This is a genomic window from Actinosynnema sp. NPDC002837 (assembly GCF_040295345.1).
GTDB lineage: Bacteria > Actinomycetota > Actinomycetes > Mycobacteriales > Pseudonocardiaceae > Actinosynnema.
On record NZ_JBEOVG010000001.1, the window covers coordinates 67,850 to 92,619 of the forward strand.

The following is a 24,770-nucleotide window of genomic DNA, read 5'->3' on the forward strand; positions in this document are numbered from 1 at the left end:
ATCGCACGTTCGAAGCGCCGAGCGCTCACAGGTTCAAGCCGCGCCCCACCCCGTTCCGGGCGTTCGACTCGGGGGTCCTGGACGTAGGACACGCGAGGGTGCGGGAGGGCGAGGAGAAGAGGTTCGGGGTTCCGAGGTGAAGAGGCCGTCCGCAGGGGCGCGGAAACGGGGCTCAGAACGCCCGTGGCGGATCGGAACGGCGCACCAAGGGTAGAACAGCGCTCAGGGCCCGGTGCGCGTCCGCACCGGGCCCTGAGCGTGTGTTGCGTGCCTGGCCGGTGATCACCCGGCCCGACTTCACTTCTTCTTGGCCGGGGCCTTCTTCGCCGCGGGCTTCGCGGCTGCGGCCGTGGTGGCCTTCGCCGTCGTCGCCTTGGCCGTGGTGGCCTTCTTGGCCGCCGCGGGCTTCGCCGCGGTCGCCTTCGCCGTCGTCGCCTTCGCGGCGGTGGCCTTGGTCGCGGTGCTCTTCGCAGGCGCGGCCTTGGTGGCGGTGGCGGCGGGCTTCGCGGCCGCGGCGGTCCGGCGGGTCGCCGGTGCCTTGGTGGCTGCCGCAGCAGCACGCGTGGCCGTGCCGGTGCTGCGCGTCGCACGCGCAGTGGTGGCACGAGCGGTGGTGCTGCGGGTCGCCGGCGCCTTCGTCGCGGCAGCAGGCTTCGCCGCCGCGGCGGCGGGCTTGGCGGCCGTGACGCGCGGCAGCTTCTTCGTGCCGCTGATGACGTCCTTGAACGTCGAACCCGCGCGGAACGCGGGAACGTTGGTCTTCTTGACCTTCACGGTCTCACCGGTGCGCGGGTTGCGAGCGGTGCGCGCCGCACGGGCACGCTTCTCGAAGACACCGAAACCGGTGATGTTGACCTTCTCGCCCTTGTGGACGCTGCGGACGATGACGTCGACGATGCCGTCGACAGCGGCAGCCGCGTTCTTCTTGTCGCCAAGGCGCTCGGCGAGCGCCTCGATGAGCTGGGCCTTGTTCACCTTCAGTCCCTCCCAGGACGCTCACGGCCCTAGTCGGGCCGACTGATTGCCCACGGTAAGCCCATATGCAAGGAAATACCAATCGCCACGCCAGATTTCTTGTTGTGGCGTGGGCAATTACGACCTGTCGAGGGACACCCGGGCGGCCGGCGGAGGGATCGAAGGGGCCGGATTCCCGCTGTTCGGGGGGAATCCGACCCCTTCGCCGGTCACCCCGCGGGCAGCGGATCGGTAGTCGGCAACCAACCCTGCCTGCGCTGCTCGAACTCCGCGATGTCGTCGGCGTGCCGGAGGGTCAGGGCGATGTCGTCCAATCCCTCCAGCAGCCGCCAGCGGGTGTACTCGTCGACGGTGAAGGGGGCGGTGAAGTCCTTCGCCACAACCGTGTTCAGGGTGAGGTCGACGGTCACCTCGGTGCCGGGCTCGTTCTCGAGCAGCTTCCACAGCAATTCGACATCGGACTGCTCGCACTGGGCCGCCACGAGGCCCTGCTTGCCCGCGTTGCCCCGGAAGATGTCGGCGAACCGGGACGAGATGACCACCCGGAAGCCGTAATCCATGAGCGCCCACACGGCGTGCTCGCGGGACGACCCGGTGCCGAAATCGGGCCCGGCGACGAGCACGCTGCCCGCCCGGAAGGCTTCCTGGTTGAGCACGAACTGCTCGTCACCGCGCCAGGCGGCGAACAGGCCGTCCTCGAAGCCCGTGCGGGTCACGCGCTTGAGGTAGACGGCCGGGATGATCTGGTCGGTGTCCACGTTGGACCTGCGCAGCGGAACGCCGACCCCGGTGTGCCTGGTGAACGCATCCATGTTCGGTGAGACTCCCTTCAGACCAGGTCGGCGGGCGACGACAGCGTGCCGCGGACGGCGGTGGCGGCGGCCACGAGTGGCGAAACCAGGTGGGTGCGCCCACCCTTGCCCTGCCTGCCCTCGAAGTTGCGGTTGGAGGTCGACGCGCTGCGCTCGCCCGGCTTGAGCTGGTCCGGGTTCATGCCCAGGCACATCGAGCAACCGGCCTGGCGCCACTCGGCGCCGGCCGCCAAGAACACTTCGTGCAGCCCTTCGGTCTCGGCCTGCGCGCGGACCCGCATGGACCCGGGCACGACGAGCATCCGCACGCCGTCGGCGACCTTGTGGCCGCGCAGGACGTCCGCCGCCGCGCGCAGGTCCTCGATCCGGCCGTTGGTGCACGAGCCGAGGAACACCGTGTCGACGTGGATGTCGCGCAGCGGGGTGCCCGGCTCCAGCCCCATGTAGGTCAGCGCCTTCTCGGCGGCCACCCGCTCGTTCTCGTCGACGATGGTCTCGGGGTCCGGCACGGCCGCGCCCAGCGGCAGGCCCTGGCCCGGGTTGGTGCCCCAGGTCACGAACGGCGTGAGCTCGTCGGCGTCGAGGCGGACCTCGGCGTCGAACTCGGCGTCGTCGTCGGTGCGCAGGGTCTTCCAGTACTCGACGGCCGCGTCCCAGTCCGCGCCGGCCGGCGCGTGCGGACGGCCCTTGATGTAGTCGAACGTGGTCTGGTCCGGCGCGATCATCCCCGCGCGGGCGCCCGCCTCGATCGACATGTTGCACACGGTCATGCGCGCTTCCATGGACAGCGCCTCGATCGCGCTGCCCCGGTACTCCAGGACGTAGCCCTGGCCGCCGCCGGTGCCGATCTTCGCGATCACCGCGAGGATGATGTCCTTGGCCGTGACGCCGGGCTTCAGCTCGCCGTCCACGGTGACGGCCATGGTCTTGAACGGCCGCAGCGGCAGCGTCTGGGTGGCCATCACGTGCTCCACCTCGGACGTGCCGATGCCGAACGCCAGCGCGCCGAACGCGCCGTGCGTCGACGTGTGGCTGTCACCGCAGACCACCGTCATGCCGGGCTGGGTCAGGCCCAGCTGCGGGCCGACGACGTGCACGATGCCCTGCTCGGCGTCGCCCATCGGGTGCAGCCGCACGCCGAACTCCGCGCAGTTCTTGCGCAGCGTCTCGACCTGCGTGCGCGAGACCGGGTCGGCGATGGGGAGCTCGATGTCGACCGTCGGGACGTTGTGGTCCTCGGTGGCGATCGTGAGGTCCGGGCGGCGGAGCCCTCGCCCCGCCAGGCGCAGGCCGTCGAACGCCTGCGGGCTGGTCACTTCATGCAGCAGGTGGAGGTCGATGTAGAGCAGGTCCGGCTCCGCGCCACTGCCGTGGCGCACGACGTGTGCTTCCCACACCTTCTCCGCGAGCGTGCGGCTCATCGCAACTCTCCCAAGATCTGGACAGTCGATAGATCTGGACTTCCCAGACAGTGGGAAGTTAGTATCGGCTTGTGGGACAGCATAGCGGGATCGGCGTGCTCGACAAGGCAGTGGCCGTCTTGAACGCCGTCGCAAAGGATCCGTGTGGGCTCGCCGAGTTGTGCAACCGGACGGGCTTGCCGAGGGCTACCGCGCACAGGTTGGCGGTCGGGCTCGAGGTGCACCGGTTGCTGCGACGGGGTTCCGACGGCCGCTGGCGCCCGGGCGCGGCACTGGCGGAGTTGGCGGGCGGGGCCACCGACCCGCTGCTCGACGCGGCGTCCTCGGTGTTGCCGAGGTTGCGCGACATCACGGGCGAGAGCGTCCAGTTGTACCGGCGGGACGGGATGCAGCGGATCTGCGTGTCCTCCGCGGAACCACCGAGTGGTTTGCGCGACACCGTGCCGATCGGCGCGCGATTGCCGATGACGGCGGGATCCGGCGCGAAGGTATTGGCGGCGTGGGCCGATCCCGGAACTCAACGTTCCGTTCTCGCCGACGCCGTTTACGGCGAGCGCACATTGTTGGAAGTCCGCCGCCGCGGCTGGGCGCAATCGGTAGCGGAACGCGAACCGGGCGTAGCCTCGGTTTCCGCCCCGGTCCGCGACAGCACGGGCACGGTCGTCGCCGCGGTCTCGGTTTCGGGCCCCATCGACCGCATGGGCCGCCGCCCGGGCGCCCGCTGGGCCGCCGACCTCCTGGCCGCCGCCGAAGCCCTCCAATCGCGCCTCTGACAGCCTGGCTCGCACTGATCGGGCTCCCGCCCACCGGCCACCCGCAGCTCTGCCCAGCAGCCGGGCCCGGCCCGCTCACCAGTCCTCGGACCGCCCCCGCCACCAGCACCAGGCGGGGGCACCCAACTCACCGAGTGCCGGCACCGTGGGCACGAATCCAACTCACCACCGCTGCCAACCGCCAGCGGCCCTCCGACCCCGAACACGGCACCAACCGACGCCGGGGGTGCAGGGGGCGAAGCCCTCCTGCGCGGGGTCCGGGGGTCGCACCCCCGGTGTAAATGCGAAAGATCCCCGTTTCGCGTCAGCGAAACAGGGATCTCCCTGATCTGTAGCCCCGATGGGATTCGAACCCACGCTACCGCCTTGAGAGGGCGGCGTCCTAGGCCGCTAGACGACGGGGCCAGGAACTTTCGATATTCACTTTATCATGTCTTGCTGTCCTGCGTTGCGAGTAGCTTACCACACTCGATTTGCCACTTCGCAGCTGGGGTACCAGGACTCGAACCTAGACTAACTGAACCAGAATCAGTCGTGCTGCCAATTACACCATACCCCATTGGTTTCCCGGTTCGACTCCCCGTCGGTCTTGACTCCGTTGACCTTTGGGGGGCCTCTCCGTTCCGCCGGGAGGAATACTAGACCACGTACCCGGCGGAACGGAAATCGGGGTCACGCCGAGGCGGTCGAGAGCTCGCAGACGAGGAGTTCCGGCAGCTCAGCGAGGCTGCTGATGGCGGCGATGCCGGCGGGCAGCGCGCCTTCGCGCGGGCCCTGGCGGTTCAGCCACACGCCCTTCATGCCGGCGTCGCGCGCGCCGATCGCGTCGGCGTGCAGGCGGTCGCCGATGTGCACCGTGTCACCCAGGTCGACGCCCAGGTCCGCGCACGCGGTGTCGAAGATCACCCGGTCCGGTTTCGCCGCGCCGACCTCGCCGGCGATGAGGACCGTGTCGAAGTACTGCGCGAGCCCCAGCGAGGCGATCTTCACCCGCTGGTGGCGCCCTGAGGCGTTGCTCACGGCCGCCATGGGCAGACCGGTGGCCCGCAGCCACTCCAGGCACGGCACGACGTCGGGGAACAGCCGCCAGCCGGACGCGAGGACTTCCTGCCGCAGCAGTTCCCGGCGGGTCGCCTCGTCCTGGTCCAACTCCTCGCCCAGGGCCGCGAAGAAGGCGCGGGTGCGGATGTTGCGCATCGTCTCGTACTCGAGCTCGCCGGCGAGGAGGCGTTCGCAGTGCTCGTCCGTGATGCGCTGCCACAGCGGCCAGGCGTCGGCGTTGCCGACCATCGCGGCCAGGGCGGCCCGGGACGAGGTGCTGTAGTCGACGAGGGTGTCGTCGACGTCGAGGCACACGGCCCGGATCTCGCCGGTTCTCCGAGGGGTGAAAGTCGGGGCTGCGGTTGTCACCCCGTGAGGCTAGGTGCGGTCACCCCTCGTCCGACTCGACCAGAGAGGTGATATCTATGGGTTCTTGCACGGTCAAGCACCCCTGAACCGCCCGAACGAACCAGTCAGATTGCCCCGAGCGCGCGGCGCAATCGCCCGATCGAGCGACTCCGACCCAGTAGTTCCATGGATTCGTAGAGTGGTGGCGAGACGGTACGGCCCGTCACGGCGACCCGCACCGGCGCGTAGGCCTTGCGCGGTTTGAGGCCCAATCCGTCCACAAGCGACACCTTCAGCGCCTCCTCGACGGCGGCCGTCGTCCACTCCGGAAGCGATTCCAGGGCGGCGATGCTCGCCTCGAGCACGGGCCGGGCGTCCGGGCCGAGGGCCTTGGCCGCCGAGTCCTCCTCGGGGGCGAAGTCCTCCTCCGCGGCGAACAGGAACCGCACCATCCCGGACGCCTCGGACAGCACCACGAGCCGCTCCTGCACCAGCGGCGCGACGCCCGACAGCAGGGCGACCTGCTCGGGCGTCGGCTCGGCGGGCAGCACGCCGTCCTTGACCAGGTAGGGCAGCACGCGGCTGACGAAGTCCTCGACCGGCAGCGCGCGCAGGTGCGTGGCGTTGATCGCCTCGGCCTTCTTCAGGTCGAAGCGGGCCGGGTTGAGGCTGACCTTCTCCAGCTCGAACGCCTCGACCAGCTCGGCCACGCTGAAGATGTCGCGGTCGTCGGCGATGGACCAGCCGAGCAGCGCGAGGTAGTTCAGCAGGCCCTCGGGCAGGAAACCGCGGTCGCGGTAGAGGAACAGGTTCGACTGCGGGTCGCGCTTGGACAGCTTCTTGTTGCCCTCGCCCATCACGTACGGCAGGTGCCCGAACCGCGGCGTGAACGTGGTGACGCCGATCCGGGTCAACGCCCGGTACAGCGCGATCTGGCGGGGGGTCGACGGGAGCAGGTCCTCGCCGCGCAGCACGTGCGTGATGCCCATCAGGGCGTCGTCGACCGGGTTCACGAACGGGTACAGCGGGTCGCCGTTGGCGCGCACGAGCACCGGGTCGGGCGTGCTGCCCGCCTTGAACGTGATCTCACCGCGCACCAGGTCGTCCCACGTGATGTCCTCGTCGGGCATCTTCAGGCGCAGCACCGGCTGACGGCCCTCGGCGCGGAACGCGGCCCGCTGCTCCTCGGTCAGGCCGCGGTCGTGGCCGTCGTAGCCCAGCTTCGGGTCCTGACCGGCGGCCTTGCGCCGGGCCTCGATCTCCTCGGCCGTGGAGAACGACTCGTACAGCTCGCCCGCCTCGAACAGGCGCTTGGCGATGTCGTCGTACAGGTCGCGCCGCTGGCTCTGCCGGTAGGGCGCGTGCGGGCCGCCGATCTCGGGGCCCTCGTCCCAGTCCAGGCCCAGCCAGCGCATGGCTTCCAGCAGCGAGAGGTACGACTCCTCGGAGTCGCGGGCCGCGTCGGTGTCCTCGATCCGGAACACCACGGAGCCGCCGGTGTGGCGGGCGTACGCCCAGTTGAACAGGGCGGTGCGGATGAGCCCCACGTGGGGCGTGCCGGTCGGCGACGGGCAGAAGCGGACGCGGACCTCTGGAGATGCTGCTGATGCGCTCATGACCCGATCAGCGTATCGGGCTTGACCGCGACGCCGCGCAGGAGCATCCTGAACTTATTCAACCGGTGTTGAAAAGCAGAGGGGTGGATCATGGAGAGGACTGGTGTCGTGGTCGTCGGGGGCGGCCCGGCGGGCATGGTGGCCGGGTTGTTGCTGGCCAGGGCCGGTGTCGAGGTGACGGTGCTGGAGAAGCACGGCGACTTCCTGCGCGACTTCCGCGGCGACACGGTGCACGCGTCGACGTTGACGCTGCTGGACGAGCTGGGCCTGGGGCCGTCGTTCGCCGAGGTGCCGCACCAGCTCGTGGACAAGGTGCAGGTGCTGCTGGACAGCGGCCCGCAGACGATGGGCGACCTCACCCGGCTGCCCGGGCGGCACAAGCACATCGCGTTCGTGCCGCAGTGGGACTTCCTGGACCTGCTCGCCGACGCGGGCAAGCGCGAGCCGACGTTCGCGCTGCGGATGAACACCGAGTTCACCGGGCTGCTCAGGAGCGGCGGCAAGGTGACCGGCGTCCGCTACCGCACGCCGGGCGGCGAGACCGGCGAGCTGGCGGCCGACCTGGTCATCGCGGCCGACGGACGGCGTTCGCTGGTGCGGGAGCAGCTCGGGCTGCCGGTGCACGAGTTCGGCGCGCCGATGGACGTGTGGTGGTTCCGGCTGCCGCGCGACCCCGGCGAGCTCAGCGGCGCCACCGGCCGGTTCACGCAGGGCCAGGCCATGGTGCTGATCCCCCGGGGCGACTACTTCCAGTGCGCGTACCTCATCCGCAAGGGCACCGACGAGCTGCTGCGGGCGGAGGGGATCGCCGCGTTCCGGCAGCGGGTGGTGGAGCTGGTGCCGTGGCTGGCGGAGCGGATGGAGACCGTCGAGTCGCTGGACGACGTGAAGCTGCTGGACGTGAAGCTCGACCGCCTGCGGCGCTGGCACGCCGACGGCGCGCTGTGCATCGGTGACGCGGCGCACGCCATGTCGCCCATCGGCGGCGTCGGCATCAACCTGGCCGTGCAGGACGCGGTGGCCGCCGCGACGCTCGTCGCCGCGCCGCTGCGCCGCGGCCGGCTGGACCCGAAGGTGCTGGCGAAGGTGCGGCGCAGGCGGTGGCTGCCCACGGCGGTGACCCAGGCGATCCAGCGGCGGATCCAGGACTCGTTCCTCAAGCCGACGCTCACCGGCACGTCGAGCGCCGCGCCGGGGCGGCCGCCGCTGCCGGTCCGGCTGATGGGGCGGTTCCCGCGGCTGCAGGGCGTGCCCGCCTACCTGGTGGCGATCGGGCTGCGGCCCGAGCACGCGCCGCGGTTCGCACGGCGCGCGCCCGAGCGCATCGAGCGCAGCTGAGCTCAGCGGTTGGTGACGGTGTTCGTCAGCGTGCCGAGGCCCTCGACGGTCACCGAGACGGTCTGGCCGGCGGTCAGCGGGCCGACGCCGGCGGGGGTGCCGGTGAGGATCACGTCCAGCGGTCGCAGGGTCATCACCGAGGAGATGTACTCGATCAGCTCGGGGATGTCGTGCAGCAGCAGCGAGGTGCGCGAGTCCTGCTTGACCACGCCGTCCACCTCGGTGCGGATGGCCACGTCGGACGGGTCGAACTCGGTCTCCACCCACGGGCCCAGCGGGCAGAACGTGTCGAAGCCCTTGGCCCGCGTCCACTGGCCGTCGGTCTTCTGCAGGTCGCGCGCGGTGACGTCGTTGGCGATCGTGTAGCCGAGGATCGACTGGCGGGCCCGTGAGGCGGGGATGTCCCGGCCGCCGACGCCGACGACGACGGCCAGCTCGCCCTCGAAGTCGACCCGCTCGGACACCGCGGGCAGCTTGATGTCCGCGTTCGGCCCGATCACCGCGGTGTTGGGCTTGAGGAACATCAGCGGTTCCGCGGGCACCTCGTTGCCCAGCTCGGCGGCGTGCTCGGCGTAGTTGCGGCCGATCGCCACGATCTTGGGCGGCAGGAACGGCGCCAGCAGGCGGACGTCGGCCAGCGGCCAGCGGCGACCGGTGAACGTGGGGTTGGCGAAGGGGTCGTCGGCGATCTCGACCGCGGTGAGGTCGTCGCCGTCGCCTTCGATCGCGGCGAAGGCCAGGCCGTCGGGTTGGGCGATACGGGCAATGCGCACGGAGATCACCCTAACCGGCGGCTTGAATCCCCACCGTGCGTGCCTAGCGTCGGAGGGATGCGAACCCTGCTGCTCGTGCTCACCCTGCTCGCCGCCGCCGCCGCGCCGGCCGCCGCGACCACCGCCGCCCTGCCGACCCCGCTGGAAGCGGGCACGCCCCTCTACGCGTACAACGGCGGGCGCTGCGCCAACGGCTTCAACGCCCGCGGCTTCCTGATCGTGCCGCCGTCGTGCGGGATCGTCGGCACGGTCGTCCGCGGGCCCAACATGGTGGACATAGGTCCGGTGGTCGCGGTCCGGACGACCTACGCGATCGTCCGGATCACGAACACCGCCGCCTGGGTCCAGCGGCCCACCATCGCCGGGCGCACCGGTGTCATCACCGGCTCGGCGGAGACGCCGGTCGGCGGGTCGGTGTGCGCGGCGGGCCGCACCACCGGGCTGCGGTGCGGCACCGTGCAGGCCAAGAACGTCACGGTCAACTACCCGGAAGGGGTCGTCTACGGGCTGACGCGGACGAACGTGTGCACCGAGCCCGGCGACCAGTGGGCCCCGATCTTCACCGGCTCGCAGGCCCAGGGCCACTCGCTGGGCGGCAGCGGCAACTGCTCGGTCGGCGGCTCGTCCTACTTCGAGCCGCTCAACCGCGTCCTGGCCGCCGAGCGCCTCACGCTCGTGACGGGCTGACCCGCAGCGCCTTGTGCACGAGCGCGTCGCACAGGGCGAGCCAGCTGGCCTCGACGATGTTGCCGTGCACGCCCACGGTGGTCCACTCGCGCTCGCCGTCGGTGGACTCCACGAGGACGCGGGTGACGGCGTCGGTGCCGTGCTGATCGGTCAGGATGCGCACCTTGTAGTCGTTCAGCTCCACCGCGTCCAACCACGACAGGTGGGGCAGGAGCGCCTTGCGCAGCGCGGCGTCCAGCGCGTGCACCGGGCCGTTGCCCTCGGCGGTGGCGATGACGCGCTCGCCCGCCACGTGCACCTTGACCGTGGCCTCGGACACGATCGAGCCGTCCTGGTGGTGGTCGAGCACCACGCGGTACGACTCCAGCACGAACGGTGGCGCGTCCAGATCGGACAGCTCGGCCTTGAGGAGCAGTTCCAGGGAGGCGTCGGCGGCCTCGAACGACCAGCCGCCCGCCTCCAGCTCCTTCACCTTGCGCACCACGTTGGTGAGCGCCTCGGGCCGGCGGGTCAGGTCGATCCCGAGCTCACGTCCCTTGAGCTCGAGACTGGCCCGACCCGCCATCTCGGTGACCAGCACCCGCATGTCGTTGCCGACGGTGTCCGGATCGATGTGGTTGTACAGCTCCGGATCCACCTTGATCGCGCTCGCGTGCAGCCCCGCCTTGTGGGCGAAGGCCGACGACCCGACGTAGGCCTGGTGGGTGTCGGGTGCGATGTTCGCGATCTCGGCCAGCGCATGGGAGACCCGGGTGAGCTCGGCCAGCGATTCGTGCGGTAGCACCTGCAGGCCGAGCTTGGTCACGAGGTTCCCGACGACGGCGAACAGGTCCGCGTTGCCCGCTCGCTCGCCGTAGCCGTTCGCGGTGCACTGGACGTGGGTCGCCCCCGCCTGCACCGCGGCGACGGTGTTGGCCACCGCGCAGGACGTGTCGTCCTGGCAGTGGATGCCGACCCGGAAGCCCGTCCGGGCGATGACGTCGGCGACGGTCTCGGCCAGGCCGAGGGGCAGCCGGCCGCCGTTGGTGTCGCACAGCACGACGACGTCCGCGCCACCCTCCACTGCGGACTCCAGCACGCGCAGCGCGGTGTCGGGGTCGTAGGCGAAGCCGTCGAAGAAGTGCTCGGCGTCGACGAAGACCCGGCGGCCCTCGTTCACCAGGAACGCGACGGTGTCGCGGACCATCGCGCAGTTCTCCGCCACGTCCGTGCGCAGGGCCCGTTCGATGTGCCTGCGGTCGGACTTGGCGACCAGCGTCACGACCGGCGTCCGGGCCTCCAGCAGGGCCCTGACCTGCGCGTCCTGCTCGACCTTGACGCCCGCCTTGCGGGTCGAGCCGAACGCGACGAGCTGCGCGTGCTTGAGCGTGAGCTCCCCCTCCGCCGCCCGGGCGAAGAACTCCGTGTCCTTCGGCATGGCGCCCGGCCAGCCACCCTCGATGAAGCCGACGCCGAGCGAGTCGAGCAGGCGGGCGACGGCCAGCTTGTCGTTGACCGAGTAGGAGATGCCCTCGCGCTGGGCACCGTCCCGCAGGGTCGTGTCGAAGACGTGGAATGAATCGCCGAGGGGGGTCACGAGAGGGCTCCTAGAGATCTTGGAAAACAAAAAGACCCCCCGCAGGATGCGAGAGGTCGGCGCGCCGGGTGCTTCGAGGAAGCACTACCCGACGCGCTCAGAAATAATGATCACGGTGTGGAGAGCCACGGGCCGATGGTGCCACAACCCGTCCGCGGATACCAAGCCACGGACGGGTTGTCCCACACTATGGGTGGTAGCTATCGGCCAGGAACCTCGCGAACGCGGCGATGGCGGCCGGGTTGCGCGGGCTTTCCACCAGGGCCGCGTACGGCAGCACGAAGAACCGCTTCGCCTTGATGGCGGGCACGTCGGCGAGCGGCGGGTAGGACTCCAGGAACGCCCGCTTCTCGTCCGGTGTCGTCGCCTCGCCGTCGGCGTAGTCGTTGATCAGCACGACGTCCGGCGCGCGGTCGACGACGGCCTCCCAGCCGACCGTGGTCCAGCTGTCGTCGAGGTCGCCGAAGACGTTGTCGCCGCCGGCCTTGCCGATGATGTCGTGCGGCGCGGCGTTGCGGCCGGAGGTGAACGGCTGGTCGAGGCCGCTGTCGTAGAGGAAGACCTTCGGCCGGTGCTGCCCGACCAGCTGCTCGGCGTCCCGCACCTGCTCGCGGTAGCCCGCGATCAGGTCCTCGGCCTTCCGCTCCACGCCGAACACGCGGCCCAGGTTGCGCAGGTCGGTGTAGAGGGCGTCCAGCGGCGGCATGATGCCGCGCTGCTTGCCGACGCCGTTGCGGCACGCCTCGGTGAGCTGGTAGGTGGCGATGCCGAGGTCGGCGAGGGCGTCCGGGGTGAAGCCGGTCGCCTCGGAGAAGCCGTAGTTCCAGCCCGCGAACACGAAGTCCGCCTTGGCGCCCTGGACGAGTTCCTTGGTGATCTGCTCGCCGAGGTTGGGCACGCGGTCGAAGTCCGCCTTCCACGGTGAGGAGGCGACGTCGCGCGCCTGGCCGCCGCCGATCACGTAACCGGCCATCCGGTCGCCGAGGCCGAGCGCGAACATGAGCTCGGCGATGCCGGTGTCGTTGGTGACCACACGGGACGGTTTCGCGTACGAGACCTCCTGGCCGCAGTTGGTGACGGTGACCCTGTCGGTGGCGGCGGTGGGCGCGATCTGCGCGCCGCAGCCCGTCGTGAGGAGGAGGGCGAGGGCGACGAGCTTCTTCACTTCGGTGGGCTCCCTAGTGTTCGAACAGCAGTTGGGGCGCGCCGCTGGTGGGGTGGCGGACGACGTGCGCCCGGACGTCGAAGACCTCGCGCAGCACCTCGGGGGTGAGCACTTCGTCCGGTGTGCCGCTGCGCACCACGCGGCCGTGGTCGAGCACGTGCAGGCGGTCGCAGTAGGCGGCGGCGAGGTTGAGGTCGTGCAGGACCGCGAGGACGGTCACGTGCAGGCTCCGGACCAGCGACAGGACGGCGAGCTGGTGGCTGATGTCGAGGTGGTTGGTGGGCTCGTCCAGGACCAGCACCTTCGGCTGCTGGGCGAGGGCGCGTGCGATGAGGACGCGCTGGCGCTCGCCGCCGGACAGGCTGAGGAAGCCCCGGTGGGCGAGGTGCGAGGCGTCCACGCGGGACAGTGCTCCGGCCACCACTTCGTCGTCGTGCTCGGGCGTGCCGCGGTGCGGGAGGCGTCCCATCGCGACGACCTCGGTGACGGTGAAGTCGAACTCGACGTGGCTGTCCTGGGTGAGCGCGGCGAGGTGCTCGGCGGTGTCGCGGACCTTCATCGCGGCGACGTCCCGGCCGCCGAGGCGGACCACTCCCCCGGACGGCGCGAGCGCCCGGTACACGCAGCGCAGCGCAGTGGACTTGCCGCTGCCGTTGGGTCCGACGATGCCGTGCACCTCGTGCTCCGGGGCGTGCAGGTCGACGCCGTGCAGGATGTCGGTGACGGTGAGGTCTTCGAGCCGGACGTCCATCAGCGGCCGCCGAACACGTAGCCGCGGCGGCGCATGAGCAGGATGAAGCACGGCACGCCCAGCGCGGCCGTGATGACGCCCAGCGGCAGCTCCTCGGGCGCGGCGAGCAGGCGTGCGGCGACGTCCACCCAGATCAGGAAGCACGCGCCCGCGAGCGGTGCGACGGCCAGCACCTTGCGGTGGTCCGCGCCGACCGTGAGGCGGACCAGGTGCGGCAGCATGAGGCCGACGAACCCGACCGCGCCGCTGACCGCGACCAGCACGCCGGTCATGGCGGCCGTGACGCCGAACAGCGCCTTGCGGGTGCGGGAGACGTCGATGCCGAGGGTGGTGGCGGTCTCGTCGCCCATGGAGAGGGCGTTGAGGTGCTTGGCGCGGGTCCGGAGGTAGGCGACGCCGGCCAGCACGACCGCCGCGGCGACGGGCAGCGAACCCCACGTGACGCCGCCGAGGCTGCCCAGCAGCCAGAACATCGCGGCGCGCGCGGCCTCGCCGCGTGGCGACTGGAAGACCAGCAGCATGGCGACGGCGGAGAAGCCGTAGGCCAGGGCGGTGCCGGTGAGGACCAGGCGCAGCGGGGCGAGGTCGCGGCCGGCGACCACGTAGACCAGGGCCATCGCGGCGAGCGCGGCGAGGAACGCGGCCGTGGACAGGGCGTAGATGCCGAGCGAGGCGAACAGGCCCGTGGTCACGACGGCGGTGGCGCCGACGCTCGCGCCGGAGGAGATGCCCAGCACGTACGGGTCGGCCAGGGCGTTGCGGACCATGGCCTGGATGGCGACGCCGACCACGGACAGGCCGGCGCCGACGACGGCGGCGAGCAGGACGCGGGGCAGGCGGATGTCCCAGACGATCCGGTAGGGGCCCGCTTCGGCGGCGTCGATCGTGCCGCCGGTGAGCGCGGCGGCGAGGAAGCGCAGGACGTCGCCGAACGGGATGCTCACCGGTCCGAGCGCGACGCCGGCGACGACCGAGGCGGCGAGGACGGCGGCGAGGACCAGGCACAGGCCCCCGGTGGGCGGCCGACGCGGCGCCGACGGGGTGCTCGTCGTCGGTGGGCGGCGGCGGGTCGGCGCGGTGCCCGGTGCCGGCGGGGTGGGCGGTGTCGGCGGCGGGGTGTGGTCGGTGTTGCCCCGGTTGCTGGTGGAGGTCACCGGTCGCCTTTCGGACGGGTGGCCCAGACCGGCCACCCGCACCCGCTCGCGGCAGGCCGGCGCACCCGTCCCGCAGACCACGGCAGGAGTTGGAGCTTCTTCCCACCGCCCACGGGTGATCGGGCTCGCCGGACGTCGTGCAGCACGACGTCCGGCCTACCGTTGCGGGTCAGCGCCGGAATTCGACCGGACTTCCCCCACGGGCGGCTCCGGCGACCCTACGGCCCGAGACGCGGTCAGGGCCACCACGACGTCGCCGTGGTGGCCCTGATCACGTAGTGCGCTCGCGGCTAGGCCGTCCTCACGTTCGAGGAGACCAGGGCGGCCAGGCGGTCGCCCACCGCGTAGGTCGCGCCCGGCGACGAGTGGTCGCGGGTGGCCAGGTCGAACGCCACCGACGCCTCGATCCGCCGCGCCGCCTCCGACTCGCCCAGGTGGTCGAGCATCAGCGCCACCGACAGCACCGCGGCCGTCGGGTCGGCGATGCCCTGCCCGGCGATGTCCGGCGCGCTGCCGTGCACCGGCTCGAACATGCTCGGGTTGCGCCTGGTCACGTCGAGGTTGCCCGACGCCGCCAGCCCGATGCCGCCGGTCACGGCCGCCGCCAGGTCGGTCAGGATGTCGCCGAACAGGTTGTCCGTCACGATCACGTCGTACCGGCCCGGGTCGGTGACCAGGTGGATCGTCGCCGCGTCCACGTGCTGGTAGGCCACCGTCACGTCGGGGTGCTGCAACGACACCTCCTCCACCACGCGCGACCACAACGACCCGGCGTGCGTGAGCACGTTGGTCTTGTGCACGAGCGTGAGGTGCTTGCGCGGCCGGTTCGCGGCACGGGCGAACGCGTCGCGCACCACCCGCTCCACGCCGAACGACGTGTTGATCGACACCTCGGTCGCGATCTCGTGCGGCGTGTCCTTGCGCAGGAGGCCGCCGTTGCCGGCGTACAGCCCCTCCGTGCCCTCGCGCACCACCACCATGTCGATCTCGGGCGGGTCGGCGATCGGGCTGCGCACACCGGGGTAGAGCCGGGCCGGGCGCAGGTTCACGTGGTGGTCGAGCTCGAACCGGAGCCGCAGCAACAGGCCGCGTTCCAGGATTCCGCTCGGCACCGACGGGTCGCCCACGGCGCCGAGCAGGATCGCGTCGTGCTGGCGGAGTTCCCCGAGCACGGACTCCGGCAGCAACTCACCTGTGGCGTGCCAGCGCGCCGCGCCGAGGTCGTAGCGGGTGATCTCAGCCGCTGGAACGACCTCACCGAGCACCTTCAGGGCCTCGGCGACGACCTCGGGCCCGATCCCGTCTCCTGGGATCACTGCGAGCCGCATCCACACACCTCCCAGGTATCAGTCCCATTGCACGGGACTAGTTTCCATTGCGAAAGGCTACCGGTCCGAGGCCGTGAAACCGCACTCGGAACACCCCTCCGTGGTCATGTCTCCCGGACTGCGGGACACCCGAACGGTCCAGTGCACCCGTTCGGGCGTCACCCGATGCGCTTAAACGGCTCTGGCCGGCCGGGGCAACCCCCGACCGGCCAGAGCGGTGCACGACGATCAGGCCACTGGGCGGACGGCCACGCCGACCGTCGACCTCGCCCGCACCTTCACCACGTCCGCCTTGTCACCCGAGGCGTTGTGGTGGTGCAGGACCAGCAGGCTGTCCGCGCCGTCGGCCGCCGCGGCCTCGGCGTCGTGGTTGACCACCAGCGCGGTGGCCGGACGCGCCAGGTAGGACAGCGCGGGGTCGCCACCGCCCTGCACCCACAGGCCCGGCTTGAGCGGGTCGAACGACAGCGGGCTCGCGATCGCGTCGACCAGGCCGTTGGACGAGCCCGGGGCCACGTAGTACCCGGCCACGCCGACCTGGTAGCTGATCCGCGACGTGTCCGCCGAGGCGTCGATGCCCAGCGCCGACAGCAGCACGGGCAGGACCACCACGTTCGTGTCGAACACGTTGGTGTCGACGTCGCCGAACTGGCCGTTGACGCCCTGGAGGTCGACCGTGGCGCCCGTGTTCAGGTCCACCGTGGCCGCGACCAGCAGGTCGGTGTCGGTCAGCTTGGTCGCGTAGACCTCGTAGTCGAACGTGCCGTCACCGTTGGTGTCGACGTCGACGAACGGGATGGTGTTGCTGCCCAGGTTGTACCAGTTGCCCCAGGTGGAGAGGCCGAACGCGAGCATCGCGTCCTGCGGCCTGCCCTGCGCCTTGGCCAGCGGCGCGGTCGAGGCCACGCCCACGTGCCGCAGGTCGCCGCCCTTGGCGGTGTCGTTCAGCACGCAGTTGTCGGTGACGTTGCGGCGGCACTCGGGCAGCTGCGGCGAGGACGCCTGCAGCTCCAGCACGCTCACCAGGGACCGGTAGGCGCCCTGGTCGACGCCCCGGCCGGTCAGGTTCAGCACGCCCTGGCCCTTGCCGTTGACCCGCACGCCGTTGGCCACGGCGATGTCCGCCACCGGCTTCGGCGCGGAGTACACCGGCACCCGCAGGGACACCGCGGAGCCGGACTTCGGCGTGAGCACGACCCGGCCCGACGCGTCGGCCAGGTACTGGCGCGGCACGTCGAGGTGGTTCGCCTCGATCGTCGGGTCGGCGGTCTTGCGCAGCGCCGCCGGGTCGTCGATCTTCAGCGTCACGGTGATCCGGGCGATGCCGCGCGGGCTGAGCCGCACGGTGTTCGCGGACAGCTCGTAGCGCACGCCCGGGATCTGGGTCAGCGCCTCGTAGCCCACGGTGTAGTCGACCCACTTGGTGGACTTGTTGACCACCTTGATGGTCTTGGTGAGGCTGACCGGCGCGGCCACCTCGACCGTGCCGAACGACGCCGACACCGAGCCCGGGTTGTCCTGCACGTACGCGAGGACCTGGTTCTCGACCGCGGCCTTGCCGTCGACGCGGCCGGCGCCGACGCGGTTGGGCGCGTAGGTCTTGCCGTCGGCCTTCACGTCGTGGCCCGCGGTGTTCATGACGGCGGCCTTGACCTCTTCGGTCGTCCAGTCCGGGTGGACCTGGCGCACGAGCGCGGCGATGCCGGCGATGTGCGGCGCGGCCATCGACGTGCCCGAGTTGACCATCGTCTTGTTGCCCGAGCCGACCAGCGCGGAGGCGATGGAGTCGCCGGGCGCGGCCACGTCCGGCTTCACGACCGGGCCGCGCACGCCACGCGAGGTGAACGAGCTCGGGGTGTCGCTGATGGACTGGTCGTAGGTGGGCAGCGAGGTGCGCAGGTCGCCCGACTGGCGGACGGCCAGCGTGCCCGCGGCCAGCGCCGGGCGCAGCGCCGCGGTCGCCGAGCCGGTCAGCTGGAACACCGGGATCGCCGCGTTGCCGGAGATGCCCGCGTTGAAGTGCTCCAGGTTCGAGGTGAACAGCGCGCCGATGGCGCCCGCGGCGGTGGCGTTGTTGCTCCGGCCGACCGAGCCGCAGCGACGCGTGGCGTCGTTGTCGTCCCACTCGAGCCACACCATCTTGCCCGCGACGGCGGCCTTGTCCGCGGCCGAGAACGGCAGGCAGCCGTCCTTGTTGGCCGCGTCGCTCATCGCCACGACGGAGCCGCTGACGTTCGCGCCCTCGTAGTTGTAGGCCACGCTGTACTGGCCGGGCTTCGACCCGGCGGAGCCGGCGGGCGCGGTGACCTCGACCGCGTCGCGCAGCACGTACGCGTCACGGGTGCTGGCCACGGTCAGCGCCTCGGGGGTGCTGCCCGGCGAGCCGCCGATGTCGTACAGGTCGCCGCCGTTGCCCGCGGAGAACACGGTCAGCACGCCGGAGGCGTTGAGCTTGCGCACGAACAGGCTGTCCGGGTCGTCCGGCGCGCCGTAGTCCGAGCCGAGCGACAGGTTGACCACGTCGAGGTGGTCGGAGAAGTCGCCGTCGCCGTCGGGGTCGAGCGCCCAGTCCAGGGCCTGCGCGGTGACGTTGGTCGAACCCTCGCAGCCGAACACCTTCAGCGCGAACAGCAGGGCCTTCGGCGCGGTGCCGGGGCCGATGCGCATCGCGTCCAGCGCCTCGGGGGTGAGCTTGGTGTAGTCACCCTTGAAGGTGGAGCCGTCGGCGTTGACGCCGAAGCCCGCGGCGGTGCCGGCGACGTGCGAGCCGTGGCCGTTGCAGTCGAGCGGGTTCGGGTCCGGCTTCGGGGTGTTGATCGCCGGGTCGTCGCTCTCGCCGTCGTAGGCGTTGCCCACGAAGTCGTAGCCGCCGACCACCTTGGCGGTCGGGAAGTACGAGGCGTCGACCTTGGTCTCGTCGATCGCCTGGAACGCCTCGATGGTGCCGGGGCCCGCGAAGTCGCTGTGGGTGTAGTCGATGCCCGTGTCGATGATGCCGACGCGGGTGTCGTCACCGAGTTTGCCGTACTCCTGCCACGCCTTGAGCGTGTTCGTCAGCTGCACGGCGCTGGAGTTCTGGCGCTTCTTCGGCACCACGGTGCGCACGGACTTCACGTCCGCGCGCTGGGCCAGCTCGCGCACCTTCGCGGCGTCGGCCTGCACGACCACACCGGGCACGCCGTTCGCGGTGCGGAACAGCTCCCTGGTGGCGGAGTCCTTGCCCTTCAAGGCGTCGACGACGACGTCGGTGACCCGGCCGGTGTCGTTCTTCGTGGCCTTGGCGGCGTCCTTGGCCTGCTGCTTCGTGGCGCCCTGGCTGGTCTGCTCGGCGAACGCGTCGACGGCCGGTTTGGCCTCCAACTCCACGAACGCGGTGACCCTGCCCTTGGCGGCCGTCAGCCGGTCGGACACCTTCAACTGCAACTTGCCCGCATCCAGACCGCGCGCGTTCGCGACGGACGGTGCCAGTGGATCTTCCGCGGCCAGTGCGGTACCGGCGGTGGACCCGGCGACGAGCATCGCGGCCAACACCGGTACGGCAGATCTGGCGAAAACGCGAGATCGGCTCACAACGTGCCCCAAGCGAGGTCGGATTCGACCGGGCAGGCAGCGTCTTCTCCAGTGGGGGCACTGCCCGCGTGGTGCCGTGCCCTCTACGGCACCGGGTCAACCTCGTGCGAGGAACCTAATCGCTCGATCGAGCTGATCAGTTAGCCCATACGAGTGACGGCAACCACAGTTTTGACAACTAACGGTTAACTGTGACGCCGCCGAGACCTGCGACGATATACATCGACAGGTCTCGGCGGCGTTACTCCGTTTCGGGGACTAGCCGATCACTCGAAGTTGACCGAGCGCACCGTGCGCGCGCCGACGGCTGCGCCGATCGGGTCGAGCACCGCGGTGTCCACCGGGCGGTCGACGCGCAGCAGCATGAACGCGTCCGCGCCGTCCTTGGTCTGGCTGATCTGGGCGGCCTCGACGTTCACGCCGGCCTCGCCGAGCAGCGTGCCGACCGCGCCCATCACGCCCGGCCGGTCCGGGTACTCCAGCAGCAGCACGTTGCCCTCGGCGCGCAGGTCGAAGCCGCGGCCGTTGATGCCGACCAGCTTCTCGACCTGGTCCAGCCCCGTGAGCGTGCCGGACACCGTGATGACCGCGCCGTCCGCCTGCACCGCGCGCACCGTGACCAGGCTGCGGTGGTTGGCGCTCTCCGGCTCCTTGAGCAGGTCGACGCTCACGCCGAGCGAGGTGGCCAGCGCGGGCGCGTTGACGAAGGTGACCTGCTCCTCGACCACGCTGGAGAACACGCCGCGCAGCGCGGCCAGCGGCAGCACCGCGACGTCCTCGTTGGACAGTTCGCCGCGCACCTCGACGGTGACGCTCGTCGGGGCCTTCGCGCTCAGCGCCGCGACCACCGTGCCCAGCTTCTGCACCAGCGGCAGGTACGGGCGGACCTCCTCGCCGACCACGCCGCCGCCCTGCACGTTCACCGCGTCCGGCACGAAGTCGCCGGCCAGCGCGAGCAGCACCGACTTGGCCACGTCCGTGCCCGCCCGGTCCTGCGCCTCCGTCGTCGACGCGCCCAGGTGCGGCGTTACGACGACGTTCGGCAGGCCGAACAGCGGGCTCTCGGTGGTGGGCTCGGTGGAGAACACGTCGATGCCCGCGCCGCCGACCTGGCCCTCCTTCACGGCCTCGGCCAGCGCCTCCTCGTCGACCAGACCGCCGCGGGCGGCGTTGACGATGATCACGCCGCGCTTGGCCTTGGCCAGCTGCTCGGCGCCGATCAGGCCCTTGGTCTCCGGGGTCTTCGGCAGGTGGATGGAGATGAAGTCGGCGCGCTCCAGCAGCTCCTCCAGCGTCACCAGCTCGATGCCGAGCTGCGCGGCGCGGGCGGCGCTGACGTACGGGTCGTAGGCGATGAGCTCGGTGCCGAAGGCCGCGATGCGCGCGGCGAACAGCTGGCCGATCTTGCCCAGCCCCACCACGCCGACGGTCTTGCCCTGGACCTCGACGCCGTTGAACTTGCTGCGCTTCCACTCGTGGTTCTGCAGCGTGGCGTGCGCGGCCGGGATCTGGCGCGCGGTGGCGAGCAGCAGGGCGACCGCGTGCTCGGCGGCGCTGACGATGTTGGAGGTGGGCGCGTTGACCACCATGACGCCGCGCTCGGTGGCGGCGGGCACCTCGACGTTGTCGAGCCCGACGCCCGCGCGGGCGACGACCTTCAGCTTGGTGGTGGCCTTGAAGACCTCGGCGTTCACCTTGGTGGCGGAGCGGACCAGGAGTGCGTCGGCGTCGGCGACGGCTTCGAGCAGCGCGGGACGGTCGGTGCCGTCGACGTGGCGCACCTCGATGCCATCACCGAAGACGTCGAGAACGGACGGTGCGAGCTTCTCGGCGATGAGGACAACGGGCTTGGTCACGGACGTCGCTCCCGGAGGTGTGAACGGGTGGGGAGCGCGGGGCCGTCGAGCAGGTCGTCACCCGCGCCGGCCGGCCACGGCAATGTGTCCGGGTTGTTAACGAGCATAGTCAGCACCCGCCCGGCGGTTGACACCCGGGTGCCCCGTTTCACCTGCTGGAACACGGTACGCGCGTCCCGCGAAGCGCCCCGGTCGCGCGGGGAGGGCCCGGTGCCGGGGCGGTCGCCCCTCGGCGAAGTCCGCCGGTGCCCCGGCCGTCGACCGACCGACGACAGCCCGGTGGTGGGCTCGGGTCCGCGCCCACCACCGGGCTGCCACCGGATCAACGGGTCGGCTTGGTCCCGATGCCGTCGACCACCGCCGTGGTGGTGGAGGAGTAGCCGGTGACGGTGCCCCTCGGGATGCCGGCGAACATCGAGTCGGACACCGTGCGCTCCCCGATCACCTCGCCCGTGCCGGGGTCGATGATGATCTCCTGGCGCTCCCCGTCCTCGGAGATGCCCAGCGCCACGCCCCGGCGGCCGTCGAGGTCGGCGGCGCCATCCGTGACGTCCAGTCCGGGCAGGTGGGTCAACGCCCGCAGCAGGGTCGCGCGGGCCGCGGCGGGCAGCAGACCGGTGCGCAACGCGTCGGCGGCGTAGACCAGCGATCGCTTCCCGCCCCCGCTGTCCTGGCGCAACCGCTCGTACAGCCGCTCGGGGTCGGTGGGCAGGCCGGCGAGGAACTCCGGCTCGGGGAACTGCCAGTTGCCGTGCTCGGGGGCCCCCGCGGTGAAGACGCCGCCCTTGGCGCGCTGCTCCGGCCACGGCAGCTCCTCGATGACGGCCCCCGCCGCACGGGCTTCGGCCTCGGTGCCCACGACCCACTTGCGGTTGCCGGTCTCCCCGCGTCGCCGCAGCCACTCCCCGCCCGGGTCGGCGGGGATCCAGGTCTCGACGACGTTCTCGTTGAGGAAGGAGAAGCTCTCGCCCTCCGTGCCCGTCGTCCTCATCCACCAGGCGTGGGTGGCCACGTAGCGGTACCGGCCGTCGGTCAGCACCGGGTCCTCGGCCCGTGCGGCGAGGTCGGCGGCGCTGGTCAACGCCTCCCGCGCTTGCGCCGTGGCGGTGCTGTCGGAGAACAACACCGTCGGCGCGAGCACGCCCGCGGTCACGAGCACCGCGACCGCGGCCGCCGCGGCCAACCATCGGCGCAACGGCCGCCGCCTTCCCTCCCCTGCCTCGACCTGGCCCGGCCGCGGCCCGGCTTGGCCGTCCGCCGCCGCCACCACGTGCTCACGCACTCCGGCCAGACCCCGTTGATCGGTCTCGACCTCCAGGTACAGCCCGGTCAGCGCGCGGTCGAGCTCGTCCTCGGTCCACACCTGCCGGACCCCGCCCCGATCCCCTTCACGCATCGCCGTCCTCCGCTCCACCGGTCGCACCGGAACCGTGTGATCGCAGCCACCGACGCACCCGGTGCAGGCGCGAGTAGACCGTGCCCACCGGGATGCCCAGGGCCTGGGCCACCTCGGTCGAGCTCAGGTGACCCCATGACGTCAGCAGCAGCACGTCCCGGTCCCCCGGTTCCAGCGCGGCCAGCGCACCGGCCAGCCGCCGGATCCGCTGCTGCGCGGTGACCCGCTCGGTCGTGCGCACCTCGGGCGACTCCGCCTGCGCCCGTTCCGACCCCGCCACCCGGGCCCTGGCGCGCCAGCCCCGGACCTCTCGCCGCACGTGGCGCCGCAGCAGGTTGCTGGCGATCCCGTACAACCACGGCCGCACGCCGGCGCGTTCCGGGTCGTAGGTGTGCCGTTGCTGCAACGCCACCAGGAACGTCTCCGACACCAGGTCGTCGGCGGTCTGGTCCCCGACCCGACGGGCCAGGTAGGCGTGCAGCGACCCGGCGTGGTCGTCGAAGAGCCGCCCGAACACCGCTCCCGGATCCGGCCCCGACAGGTCCGGGTCGTCGTCGAGCGGCGGCCCCGGGCCAGGCCCCGCCGCGCTCGCAGTCGTCCTCGTCATGCCCCTACTTGCCCGCGGGCCACCGGGCCCTTCACGGGACCGACGTGTCCTGCGACACCCCGTCCACCGGCGGGCACCACGACCGCGCCGCCGACGGGAACGGTGGACTCGGGGTACGCGAACGTTCGGCACGGCCGTCCTGAACGTTCGACACGCGCGGCGGGAACGCGGGACGCGCGCGGTTCGGAGGCTGGGAGCGCGGGTGGCGCGTCACCAGGGTTCGTCGAACTCGCCGTCCTTGACGCCGAGGATGAAGGCCTCCCACTCGGCGGGGGTGAACACCAGGACCGGGCCGTCGGGGTGGGCGGAGTTGCGCATCGCCGTGTAGGTCACGCCGTCGGTGTGCTCGACGAACGCGATCTCGACGTGCTCCTCCTCGTCCTCCGCGCCCTCGTCGCTGCGGATCCACTCGGCTCCGCCGAGGTCGAGGTTGCCCCGGACGTGGGCCTTGTCGTCGTAGATGGGCGCGCTGTCGGTCATGGGGCCTAGGTATACCCGGGCCCGCGGTCGAAACCGCGGGCCCGGGTGAAAAAACCGCTGATCTTACGCCGTTTCGGTGATGGGGCGGTCGACCCAGGACATCAGGCCGCGCAGCTTCTTGCCGACCTCCTCGATCGGGTGCTGCTCGCCCTCCTGCTGCAACTTCTTGTAGTTGCCGCGGCCGGCGTCGTCCTCGTTCACCCACTCGGTGGCGAAGGTGCCGTCCTGGATCTCGCCCAGGATCTTGCGCATCTCCTCCTTGACCCCCGCCGTGATGACGCGCGGGCCGCGGGTGAGGTCGCCGAACTCGGCGGTGTCGGAGATCGAGTACCGCATCCGGGCGATGCCGCCCTCGTACATGAGGTCCACGATGAGCTTCAGCTCGTGCAGGCACTCGAAGTAGGCGACCTCGGGCGCGTAACCGGCCTCGGTCAGCACCTCGAAACCGGCCTGCACCAGCGCGGACGTGCCACCGCAGAGCACGGCCTGCTCACCGAACAGGTCGGTCTCGGTCTCCTCCTTGAACGTCGTCTTGATGACGCCCGCGCGCGTGCCGCCGATGCCCTTGGCGTAGGACAGCGCCAACGCCTGCGCGGTGCCGGAGGCGTCCTGCTCGACCGCGATCAGCGCGGGCACGCCCTTGCCGTCGACGAACTGGCGGCGCACCAGGTGGCCGGGGCCCTTCGGCGCGACCATCGCGACATCCACATTGGACGGCACGGTGATCAGGCCGTAGCGGATGTTGAAGCCGTGGCCGAAGAAGACCGCGTCGCCGTCCTTCAGGTTCGGCGCGATGTCGTTGGCGTAGATGTGCCGCTGCGCGGTGTCCGGCGCCAGGATCATGATCAGGTCGGCCTCGGCGGAGACCTCGGCGGGCGTGCCGACCGGCAGGCCCTCCTCCTCGGCCTTGGCGCGGGACTTGGAGCCCTCGGGCAGGCCGATCCGGACGTCGACGCCCGAGTCGCGCAGGCTCAGCGCGTGCGCGTGACCCTGGCTGCCGTAGCCGATGACCGCGACCTTGCGCCCCTGGATGATGCTCAGGTCGGCATCGTCGTCGTAGAAGATCTCGACGCTCACTGGTGGTACTTCCTTCCTCGGAACTG

20 protein-coding genes and 2 tRNA genes are annotated in these 24,770 nt (G+C 71.2%); 3 read left to right on the plus strand and 19 right to left on the minus strand.

What is annotated here, in order from left to right:
* Positions 1-297 precede the first annotated feature (297 nt).
* From ABTZ99_RS00340 to leuC, 3 genes are all read right to left on the minus strand, one after another.
* The gene (locus ABTZ99_RS00340; RefSeq protein ID WP_498774787.1) at positions 298-975 is read right to left on the minus strand and encodes an HU family DNA-binding protein; all 678 of its coding nucleotides are present in this window, start codon (positions 973-975) and stop codon (positions 298-300) included.
* 209 nt (positions 976-1,184) lie between these two features.
* A complete protein-coding gene (gene leuD, locus ABTZ99_RS00345; protein ID WP_498774788.1) occupies positions 1,185-1,787 on the minus strand; it encodes a 3-isopropylmalate dehydratase small subunit in 603 nt (200 codons plus the stop codon).
* Between the two features lie 17 nt (positions 1,788-1,804).
* On the minus strand, positions 1,805-3,208 hold the full coding sequence (gene leuC, locus ABTZ99_RS00350; protein ID WP_498774789.1) for a 3-isopropylmalate dehydratase large subunit: 1,404 nt from the start codon (positions 3,206-3,208) through the stop codon (positions 1,805-1,807).
* A 71-nt stretch (positions 3,209-3,279) separates the two neighbouring features.
* Between leuC and ABTZ99_RS00355 the strand changes: the two genes are divergently transcribed.
* Complete coding sequence (locus ABTZ99_RS00355; protein ID WP_230567757.1) at positions 3,280-3,981, plus strand: IclR family transcriptional regulator; 702 nt, start codon at positions 3,280-3,282, stop codon at positions 3,979-3,981.
* Between the two features lie 332 nt (positions 3,982-4,313).
* Here the strand turns inward: ABTZ99_RS00355 and ABTZ99_RS00360 are convergent.
* The 4 genes from ABTZ99_RS00360 to gltX all read right to left on the minus strand — a co-directional run bounded on the left by ABTZ99_RS00360 (position 4,314) and on the right by gltX (position 6,986).
* Positions 4,314-4,386, minus strand: a tRNA-Glu gene (locus tag ABTZ99_RS00360).
* A gap of 82 nt (positions 4,387-4,468) precedes the next feature.
* Positions 4,469-4,540: transfer RNA gene (locus ABTZ99_RS00365), tRNA-Gln, on the minus strand.
* A 113-nt stretch (positions 4,541-4,653) separates the two neighbouring features.
* Positions 4,654-5,391 (minus strand): HAD family hydrolase, encoded by a 738-nt coding sequence (locus ABTZ99_RS00370; protein ID WP_498774791.1) that lies wholly within the window; start codon positions 5,389-5,391, stop codon positions 4,654-4,656.
* Between the two features lie 104 nt (positions 5,392-5,495).
* Positions 5,496-6,986, minus strand: coding sequence for a glutamate--tRNA ligase (gene gltX, locus ABTZ99_RS00375; protein WP_498774793.1), 1,491 nt, complete (start codon positions 6,984-6,986; stop codon positions 5,496-5,498).
* 90 nt (positions 6,987-7,076) lie between these two features.
* On the opposite strand from gltX, the gene ABTZ99_RS00380 reads away from it, so the two are divergent.
* Entirely contained in the window at positions 7,077-8,324 is a 1,248-nt protein-coding gene (locus ABTZ99_RS00380) for an FAD-dependent oxidoreductase (RefSeq protein ID WP_499606987.1), read from the plus strand.
* A 2-nt stretch (positions 8,325-8,326) separates the two neighbouring features.
* Here the strand turns inward: ABTZ99_RS00380 and ABTZ99_RS00385 are convergent, their stop codons facing one another.
* The gene (locus tag ABTZ99_RS00385; RefSeq protein WP_498774797.1) at positions 8,327-9,097 is read right to left on the minus strand and encodes a fumarylacetoacetate hydrolase family protein; all 771 of its coding nucleotides are present in this window, start codon (positions 9,095-9,097) and stop codon (positions 8,327-8,329) included.
* Between the two features lie 57 nt (positions 9,098-9,154).
* On the opposite strand from ABTZ99_RS00385, the gene ABTZ99_RS00390 reads away from it, so the two are divergent.
* A complete protein-coding gene (locus ABTZ99_RS00390; RefSeq protein ID WP_499606990.1) occupies positions 9,155-9,784 on the plus strand; it encodes a S1 family peptidase in 630 nt (209 codons plus the stop codon).
* Here ABTZ99_RS00390 and cimA read toward each other — a convergent pair.
* From cimA to ilvC, 11 genes are all read right to left on the minus strand, one after another.
* Positions 9,765-11,360 carry a citramalate synthase gene (cimA, locus tag ABTZ99_RS00395; RefSeq protein ID WP_498774801.1) on the minus strand — a complete coding sequence of 532 codons (1,596 nt, stop codon included), beginning with the start codon at positions 11,358-11,360 and terminating at the stop codon, positions 9,765-9,767. The genes ABTZ99_RS00390 and cimA overlap by 20 nt on opposite strands.
* Before the next feature lie 187 nt (positions 11,361-11,547).
* Positions 11,548-12,525: an ABC transporter substrate-binding protein gene (locus ABTZ99_RS00400; protein ID WP_498774803.1), complete on the minus strand. Its 978-nt coding sequence runs from the start codon at positions 12,523-12,525 to the stop codon at positions 11,548-11,550.
* 13 nt (positions 12,526-12,538) lie between these two features.
* Positions 12,539-13,276, minus strand: a complete 738-nt coding sequence (locus ABTZ99_RS00405; RefSeq protein ID WP_498774805.1) for a heme ABC transporter ATP-binding protein — start codon at positions 13,274-13,276, stop codon at positions 12,539-12,541.
* The gene (locus ABTZ99_RS00410; protein ID WP_498775209.1) at positions 13,276-14,283 is read right to left on the minus strand and encodes a FecCD family ABC transporter permease; all 1,008 of its coding nucleotides are present in this window, start codon (positions 14,281-14,283) and stop codon (positions 13,276-13,278) included. The genes ABTZ99_RS00405 and ABTZ99_RS00410 overlap by 1 nt, the downstream gene beginning before the upstream one ends.
* Positions 14,284-14,720: 437 nt before the next feature.
* Positions 14,721-15,758, minus strand: a complete 1,038-nt coding sequence (locus tag ABTZ99_RS00415) for a 3-isopropylmalate dehydrogenase (RefSeq protein ID WP_073891631.1) — start codon at positions 15,756-15,758, stop codon at positions 14,721-14,723.
* A gap of 228 nt (positions 15,759-15,986) precedes the next feature.
* Positions 15,987-19,277, minus strand: coding sequence for a S8 family peptidase (locus ABTZ99_RS00420; RefSeq protein WP_499607270.1), 3,291 nt, complete (start codon positions 19,275-19,277; stop codon positions 15,987-15,989).
* A 317-nt stretch (positions 19,278-19,594) separates the two neighbouring features.
* Positions 19,595-21,184: a phosphoglycerate dehydrogenase gene (gene serA, locus ABTZ99_RS00425; protein WP_498774807.1), complete on the minus strand. Its 1,590-nt coding sequence runs from the start codon at positions 21,182-21,184 to the stop codon at positions 19,595-19,597.
* Between the two features lie 322 nt (positions 21,185-21,506).
* Positions 21,507-22,580 (minus strand): CU044_5270 family protein, encoded by a 1,074-nt coding sequence (locus ABTZ99_RS00430; protein ID WP_499606994.1) that lies wholly within the window; start codon positions 22,578-22,580, stop codon positions 21,507-21,509.
* Complete coding sequence (locus tag ABTZ99_RS00435) at positions 22,573-23,187, minus strand: RNA polymerase sigma factor (RefSeq protein ID WP_499606998.1); 615 nt, start codon at positions 23,185-23,187, stop codon at positions 22,573-22,575. The genes ABTZ99_RS00430 and ABTZ99_RS00435 overlap by 8 nt, the downstream gene beginning before the upstream one ends.
* A gap of 210 nt (positions 23,188-23,397) precedes the next feature.
* Positions 23,398-23,667 (minus strand): DUF397 domain-containing protein, encoded by a 270-nt coding sequence (locus tag ABTZ99_RS00440; RefSeq protein ID WP_396541985.1) that lies wholly within the window; start codon positions 23,665-23,667, stop codon positions 23,398-23,400.
* A 63-nt stretch (positions 23,668-23,730) separates the two neighbouring features.
* Complete coding sequence (gene ilvC, locus ABTZ99_RS00445; protein WP_498774814.1) at positions 23,731-24,744, minus strand: ketol-acid reductoisomerase; 1,014 nt, start codon at positions 24,742-24,744, stop codon at positions 23,731-23,733.
* Positions 24,745-24,770: the final 26 nt, after the last annotated feature.